The 6,978-nt window shown below is 36.1% G+C and carries 7 protein-coding genes; 5 read left to right on the plus strand and 2 right to left on the minus strand.

What is annotated here, in order from left to right:
• Window positions 1-63 precede the first annotated feature (63 nt).
• Window positions 64-252 (minus strand): SE1832 family protein, encoded by a 189-nt coding sequence (locus Q1A47_RS19475; protein WP_026679630.1) that lies wholly within the window; start codon window positions 250-252, stop codon window positions 64-66.
• Between the two features lie 87 nt (window positions 253-339).
• Between Q1A47_RS19475 and Q1A47_RS19480 the strand changes: the two genes are divergently transcribed.
• The gene (locus Q1A47_RS19480; protein ID WP_299632726.1) at window positions 340-1,182 is read left to right on the plus strand and encodes a GNAT family N-acetyltransferase; all 843 of its coding nucleotides are present in this window, start codon (window positions 340-342) and stop codon (window positions 1,180-1,182) included.
• Between the two features lie 255 nt (window positions 1,183-1,437).
• On the opposite strand, the gene Q1A47_RS19485 is transcribed toward Q1A47_RS19480, so the two are convergent.
• Window positions 1,438-2,520, minus strand: a complete 1,083-nt coding sequence (locus Q1A47_RS19485; RefSeq protein ID WP_166530467.1) for an AI-2E family transporter — start codon at window positions 2,518-2,520, stop codon at window positions 1,438-1,440.
• Window positions 2,521-2,792: 272 nt separating this feature from the next.
• Here Q1A47_RS19485 and Q1A47_RS19490 point away from each other — a divergent pair, with 272 nt between their 5' ends.
• The 4 genes from Q1A47_RS19490 to Q1A47_RS19505 all read left to right on the plus strand — a co-directional run bounded on the left by Q1A47_RS19490 (window position 2,793) and on the right by Q1A47_RS19505 (window position 6,822).
• Window positions 2,793-4,532 carry a phospho-sugar mutase gene (locus Q1A47_RS19490; protein WP_166530466.1) on the plus strand — a complete coding sequence of 580 codons (1,740 nt, stop codon included), beginning with the start codon at window positions 2,793-2,795 and terminating at the stop codon, window positions 4,530-4,532.
• A 370-nt stretch (window positions 4,533-4,902) separates the two neighbouring features.
• Window positions 4,903-5,679: a TerC family protein gene (locus tag Q1A47_RS19495; RefSeq protein ID WP_026679634.1), complete on the plus strand. Its 777-nt coding sequence runs from the start codon at window positions 4,903-4,905 to the stop codon at window positions 5,677-5,679.
• 384 nt (window positions 5,680-6,063) lie between these two features.
• Window positions 6,064-6,504 carry an OsmC family protein gene (locus Q1A47_RS19500; RefSeq protein ID WP_026679635.1) on the plus strand — a complete coding sequence of 147 codons (441 nt, stop codon included), beginning with the start codon at window positions 6,064-6,066 and terminating at the stop codon, window positions 6,502-6,504.
• 87 nt (window positions 6,505-6,591) lie between these two features.
• Complete coding sequence (locus tag Q1A47_RS19505) at window positions 6,592-6,822, plus strand: hypothetical protein (protein ID WP_166530465.1); 231 nt, start codon at window positions 6,592-6,594, stop codon at window positions 6,820-6,822.
• The last annotated feature ends 156 nt before the right edge of the window (window positions 6,823-6,978 follow it).

Raw genomic sequence — 6,978 nt, forward strand, 5'->3', positions numbered from 1 at the left:
ATAATAGCTACTAGAGGAAGCGTAAATCTGAGCATGTAGTGATAAGGACTGAGCGAATTTTGCTCAGTTTTTCTTATTTAAATCGGCTAATTGTTTATTAACTTCAGCAATTTCTCCTTCAAGACGAATAAGTTGTTCCTCTGCAGATGATACTCTGCCGCGGACATACTCAAGTTTATCTAAGTCACTTTGAATCCGTACGTAATCGGATTTTAACTCATCAAGCTTTGCTTGTAACTGCTCTATTGTCATCGTTCATCACCTCTTTATACTAGTGTAGCAAAAAACACTTTACAAAACAGGTAAAAACATTCATAGTATTAGAAAAATAGAGAGGGAATGGTTAAGGTGAAGGTGTTTATTAACCAGGCTGTTGATTCATATGCAAAACGAGTTGAACCGCTTTTACTTCAGAAAGAAGCATGTAATAATTTGATGCTTGGTATTATGAATCGCTTGAAGGAAAACAAAACAGATTGTTTCTTAGGTTGGGTAGAAGCGAATGGGGAAATTATTTATGCATTCCTGCGAACTCCACCCCATAATTGGATCTTGCCAGATATTGAAGTGAATTCTCTCGATTTCATACCGGTTATTACGAATTATTTAAATCAACATGGCTATGAGGTTCCTGGCGTACTAGGGCCAATAAAGTATGCAAAAGCTTTCGCCCAGCAATGGGAAGAAAAAAGCGGGAAAACAGCATCCGTACATATGAATGAATTGATCTATCAATTAGACCGTGTGCAGATAGAGTATCCTTTACCAGGACAGCTAATTCAAGCAGAAATAGCTGATCATGCACTTCTAGCAAAGTGGCTTCTTCTTTTTGGAGAGGAAGCTAATGCACCAATAGATGAGTCGCGAGCATCTAGTTTGGCGGCGGAGTTTTTACATAAGCAATCAGCTTATTTTTTGCAGATAGGGGAGAATAAGGTTTCCATGGCGAATAAATCAAGGGAGACGAAGCATGGTGCGACAATTAATGCTGTCTATACCCCTGATAAATATAAGAAAAAAGGGTATGCTACAAGTGTTGTAAGCCAATTAAGTCAAAAGCTGTTAAATGACGGGTATCAATTTTGTAGTTTATATACAGATTTGTCGAACCCAACTGCAAATAATATTTACAAGAAGATTGGCTATTATAAAATTGGTTCTGCTATTGTCTATTTGTTTTAGAGATAACCGAGTGGTTAGGTTAAAACTAAATGAGTAGTTCACAAGCAAATATAATACCATGTTCTAAAATCGCAATCTAAACGATGGGAACCTTTATGATGATCAGCTAACGCACGAAAAAAATTGCTTAGAAGTCTTCACCACCATAAATGATAAAACTCCAAACCAATATCCGGAACTAAGTTCGTAACCTCGGATTATAGTTTGGAGTTTCACTTTTTCTACATGTAATTTATGCTTTTAATAAGCTCAGCATTAGATTAATGCATCTTCCTTATTTTTTTTAGAGTTTACGTATGTTTTATAGAAATGGATAATGATCGTCTTAATCACTGCATAAAATGGTACAGCAAATAGAATACCTAAGAATCCAGCAATGCTTCCTGCTGCTAAGATAACGGTAATGACTGTTAATGGATGTAAGTCTAATGCACGCCCCATAACATTTGGTGAAATTAAATTACTTTCAATTTGCTGCGCGGCTATCATTACGATGGACACCCAAATCACCATAAACGGATCTTGGAATGCTCCAACGATTAATGCCGGAATTACGGCTATAAATGGACCAGCAAAAGGAATTACATTCATTACCATAGCAAATAACGCTAGTGTTAAGGAATATTTTAAGTTAATGATCAAATATCCAATAAATAACAGCACACCGACGGCAAAACTAACAATTAACTGCCCTTGTATAAAGGCTGTTAACGTTCCATCTACTTTGACAAACAAGCTACGAATATTCTCCGCTTTTTTCTTGGAAAAGATTTGTGTAATAAATGGAACTAGCTTCTCTCCATCCTTCAACATGAAGAATAAGAAAAATGGAACGAGAACTAATGCAGTAACAAATCCAATGAGTTGTCCAATAAATCCAAACAAATAATTTAATACACTATCAATATGTGATTGAAGGTTATTCGTAAAATTATTGATTGCTTTGTCTATTTCTGCAGGAATAGCAGTTTGGTTTGATTGCCATAAAGAAATCATATCCTGCGCCCAGTTTACCATTGTTGGAACATTATCAATTAAATTCCTAAATTGTTGTTGGGCAATTGGAGCAATATACATATAGACAAAAACACCAAGAAGAATTAATACAAGAAATACAAGAATAATTGAAAAGATACGATTTATTTTAAGGTGTTCAAAGAAGTACATTAACGGCTTTGTTAAATAGTAAAGAATACCTGCACCTATAATAGGTACGGCGACGGCCCCTATTACTTTCAAAAAGGGTGTAAAAATAAAATCAGTAACCGAAATAAGTAATATTAACAGAAAAACCATTATGAAAAACACTAAAAACTGAAACCAGCGTTTATGTACCACCAACATCCCAACCTTCACAAATCATTTGTATCTATTTTACCTGTTTCAAAGAATAATAGAAAGTATATCTTATTTAGCTTTACGAACTGTTTTGATACGACGACGCTAAAGTAACAATGATATTCCCAAACAAGACAGCTTTGATCTTTACGTTTTCTATTATTTTAACCTAATTTATGAAATCATAAACGATTCAAAATTTGATCGATAGAATAATCTGTGTAAGTATGCTAAAATTCGTATAGATTATATACAGTTGGAGGACATAACGAATGACCAGTTGGGAACAAGTCTATCAAAAATGGGAAACATTCCAAGATCTTGATGCGAATTTAAAGAATGAGTTAACGAAATTAAATGGAAATCAGCTCGCATTGGAAGATGCTTTTTATAAAGAATTGACATTTGGGACAGGCGGGATGAGAGGGATCATTGGTCCTGGAATAAACCGTATGAATATATATACCATTCGTAAGGCTGTTAATGGACTGGCAAATTATCTATTAGAACATACGGTAAATGTAAAAGACAGAGGTGTTGTAATCGCGTACGATTCCAGACATATGTCAAAAGAATTTGCTATTGAGACAGCAAAAGTATTAGGGGCATTTGGAATAACAGCATATGTGTTTAAATCATTAAGACCGACCCCGCTACTTTCCTTTGCGGTACGTTATTTGGGAACGGTATCAGGAATAATGATTACAGCAAGTCATAATCCTCCAGAATATAACGGTTTTAAGGTGTATAATGAGGATGGTGGACAAATAACACCAAATCAGGCAGCTGACATTATTGCCTGCATTCAACAAACAGACGATGAATTATTAGTTCCCTATATGGATCAAGCTACATTAGAAAAAGAAGAACTAATTAACTGGATTGGGAATGAAATTGATAATGCCTACTTAGAAAAATTGATTGATATATCTAAGCTGCCTGCAGAAGAACGTGAGCAAGAGAAAGCTATACCAATTGTCTTTACACCACTTCACGGAACTGCTTATGAGCTCGTATCTCAGGGATTGGCACAATTGAATTTTACGAATGTTCATGTTGTAGAAGAACAAGCTGTCCCAGATCCAGAGTTTTCTACTGTGAAATCACCTAATCCAGAGGAGCATCAAGCATTCACAAGGGCAATACAACAGGGGAAAAAGCATAATGCAGCTATTTTATTAGCAACAGATCCGGACGCCGATCGTTTAGGTGTTGCTGTCAAAGACGACACGGGTAATTATCAAGTGTTAACTGGTAATCAGTTAGGTGCATTAATGCTGGATTATATTTTATCGCATAGTGATTCGGCATTATTAAAAAGCGGACGGATGCTAAAAACAGTAGTGACATCGGAACTAGGTAAAGCAGTGGCGGATTACTATGGAATAACGACAATTAATACTTTGACAGGCTTTAAATATATTGGAGAAAAAATACGGGAGTTTGACGCAACTGGTGAAACATTCGTATTTGGTTATGAGGAGAGCTATGGTTATTTAACGAGTAGCTTTGCACGAGATAAAGATGCGATACAAGCAGCTATGATGGCAAGTGAAATGGCATACTATTGGAAGAATAAAGGTAAAACTTTGCATGATGCGCTTCATGAACTATATGAAAGGCATGGCTATTATAAGGAAGACATGACATCTCTAACTTTAAAAGGGAAGCAAGGGTCTGAGCAAATAGCTAAGATTATGGCTACAATCCGCTCAGAACCATTACAGGAAATTGCTGATTTATGTGTGAAAGCAACAGAAGATTATTTAATTGGTCAACGCTATACGCTCGATAATCCAGAAAATATAGAAGCTATTGAACTACCTAAAGAAAATATGATGAAATTTATTTTAGAACAGCATAGCTGGGTTTGCCTTCGCCCATCAGGTACTGAACCAAAAATCAAATGTTATTATGGGGTTTGTACGGAAAATGAAAAAGAGAGCATACAAAGGATTTCTGCATTAAAACAAGCTATGGAACGGATTCTTGAACAAATTATCGAGGGCTAATATGGTGAATAGATTTGATTCTGTGGGGAAGGCTAGTTACTAAAACTAGACACATGGTAGAATCAATCGTTGACATTTTATGTTTATCGATGTTTAATAGTAAGTAATGTTATATTCCTATTAAAGGGGAGTAGCTGTACAATTTTAGTCGTCATTACGAGAATATTCTCCGGCTGAATTGGCAACGATCGTTGTTAGCGAGACCTTTACCAGTCTAGGTAAGGGTCTTTTTTGATGGTTCTTACCTATTGGTAGGAGCTTTTTTATTTGTACGAAGTTACATAACGTAATTTTAGGTAGAAGTAAAAGCTTCAAGTCGAATATAAGGTTAAAGCTCTATACGAGCGTAGCAGAAGGGAGAGCCTAGAGAATGGGTATTGAATTATTAGTGGAATATTTATGGGTATTAGTAGTTTTAATTGGACTCGAAGGTTTACTAGCCGCTGATAATGCGCTTGTCTTAGCGATAATGGTGAAGCATTTACCGGAAGATCAGCGAAAGAAAGCATTATTCTATGGATTGGCTGGTGCATTTGTATTACGATTTGGTTCATTGTTTATTATTTCATTCCTTGTCGATGTATGGCAAGTACAAGCGATTGGTGCAGCTTACCTGTTATTTATATCGATTAAACATTTATATGATAAGTTAAAATCCAAGGATGAACCAGATGAAGAAGCGAGTGCCAAAGAAGAAAAAGGTAGCGGTTTTTGGATGACCGTCTTAAAAGTAGAATTTGCTGACCTTGCCTTTGCGGTCGATTCTATTCTTGCAGCAGTAGCTTTAGCAGTAGCTTTACCACCAACTAATCTTGGCCATATCGGAAGTCTAGACACCGGACAATTCTTGGTAGTTTTTGCTGGTGGAATGATTGGATTAATTATCATGCGTTTTGCAGCTAATGTTTTTGTGGATTTATTAAATAAGCGTCCTGGTTTGGAAATTGCGGCGTTTGTAATTGTTGGCTGGGTCGGAGTTAAACTAGCTTTAATCGTTCTTGCACATCCAGATATTGCTTGGATACCACATGATTTTCCACATTCAACATTATGGAAATCGATATTCTATGTCGTATTAGTAGGAATTGCGGTTATTGGTTGGTTTACCTCTAGCGATGCAAACAAAAAAGAAAAAGCTCAGGATTAACGTCAATGAATGATCTTTTATGAAGGAATAGATTAGGTTTTCAAAAAAGTCTCTTTTAAAATCAGTGGAATGGTCATCTTAGTCGACAACACGTTAACCTCGTGTGAGGGAGAAGCGCTCTCTGTGGTTCAATTTTTGTTCAACTCCCTACAAAGAAATAATAGGGGAAAGTAAAGCAGTGTGGTACTACCAATCAGTGGGTGCTAAACAAAACCCCCCACTGATTGAAGTTTCACTGTATTTTTTGAGCGTACCTGTATAGGCTGCTGAATTATTGTGATTATTCTGATGAAATACTTTTTATAATTATGTGAGCAGGGTTTGAAGCATAACTATTCCCTTTAGAAATGGATGTTTAGTAGTCTATAGCTAAGAGGTGATTACATGGCAGAGCATCATTTTCATTTAAAAGCAGATTGGCCAGGTGGGAGAAATAGTCAAGGCTTCCTAGAGACAGGTAACTTGAAAACAAATATATCTATACCACCTGAAATGGATGGTCCAGGAATTGGAACAAATCCGGACGAAATGCTATTAGGTGCAGCTGCTACCTGTTATATTATTACATTAGCAGCAATGATTGAAAGAGCGGAATTGCCTTTAAAGCAAATGTATTTACATTCGGAAGGGATCGTGGACGTGACAAAGGGAGTATTCACGTATAAGCGAATTATACATCGGCCAACGGTTACTTTAACAGAGCATGCGACAGAAGGTCAACATAGTCAACTCCGCAAATTAGTCATCAAGGCAGAACAAAGCTGTATGATTTCTAGAGCATTAAAAGGAAATGTGGAAATTGAATTAGAACCAACCCTAGTTTGATAAGTGTTTGTCACAAAATTTAGTCTAGCAGATAAGGCTTGGAATGACCGAGTTTCATTTTAAAAAAACAGGAAAGGAAGCTGACTATTGAGGCAGCTTCTTTTTAATGGTTCACTAACAGATGGAATGATGTTACCTAAAGGAATCGTTCCAAGCGAGATAAACTACTGGGGGTATTTGTCATTTTTGATTATACAGAAAGGGATAGATTCTTATATCGAAGATCTGCTCCATTTTGAAAAAGCAGATCCAGAGTGTAGTACATATCCTAGGCTCAAAAAATCAGATGATAAAGCTGGATTAGTAATTAGCTTTTAAAATCACAATATTCTATTTATGTTAGCCGGTTTCTTTAGGAGAAACCGGTTTTTTTAAAAGATAAGAAAGTATAAAATCGGTGCAATGACTGCGTTAAGCCAAGTAGTTATTTTGAAATGTTTGATGTATATTGGCAATGCTCCGACTAATTACTTC

Source organism: uncultured Virgibacillus sp. (assembly GCF_947495635.1).
Taxonomy (GTDB): Bacteria; Bacillota; Bacilli; order Bacillales; family Amphibacillaceae; genus Virgibacillus; species Virgibacillus salarius.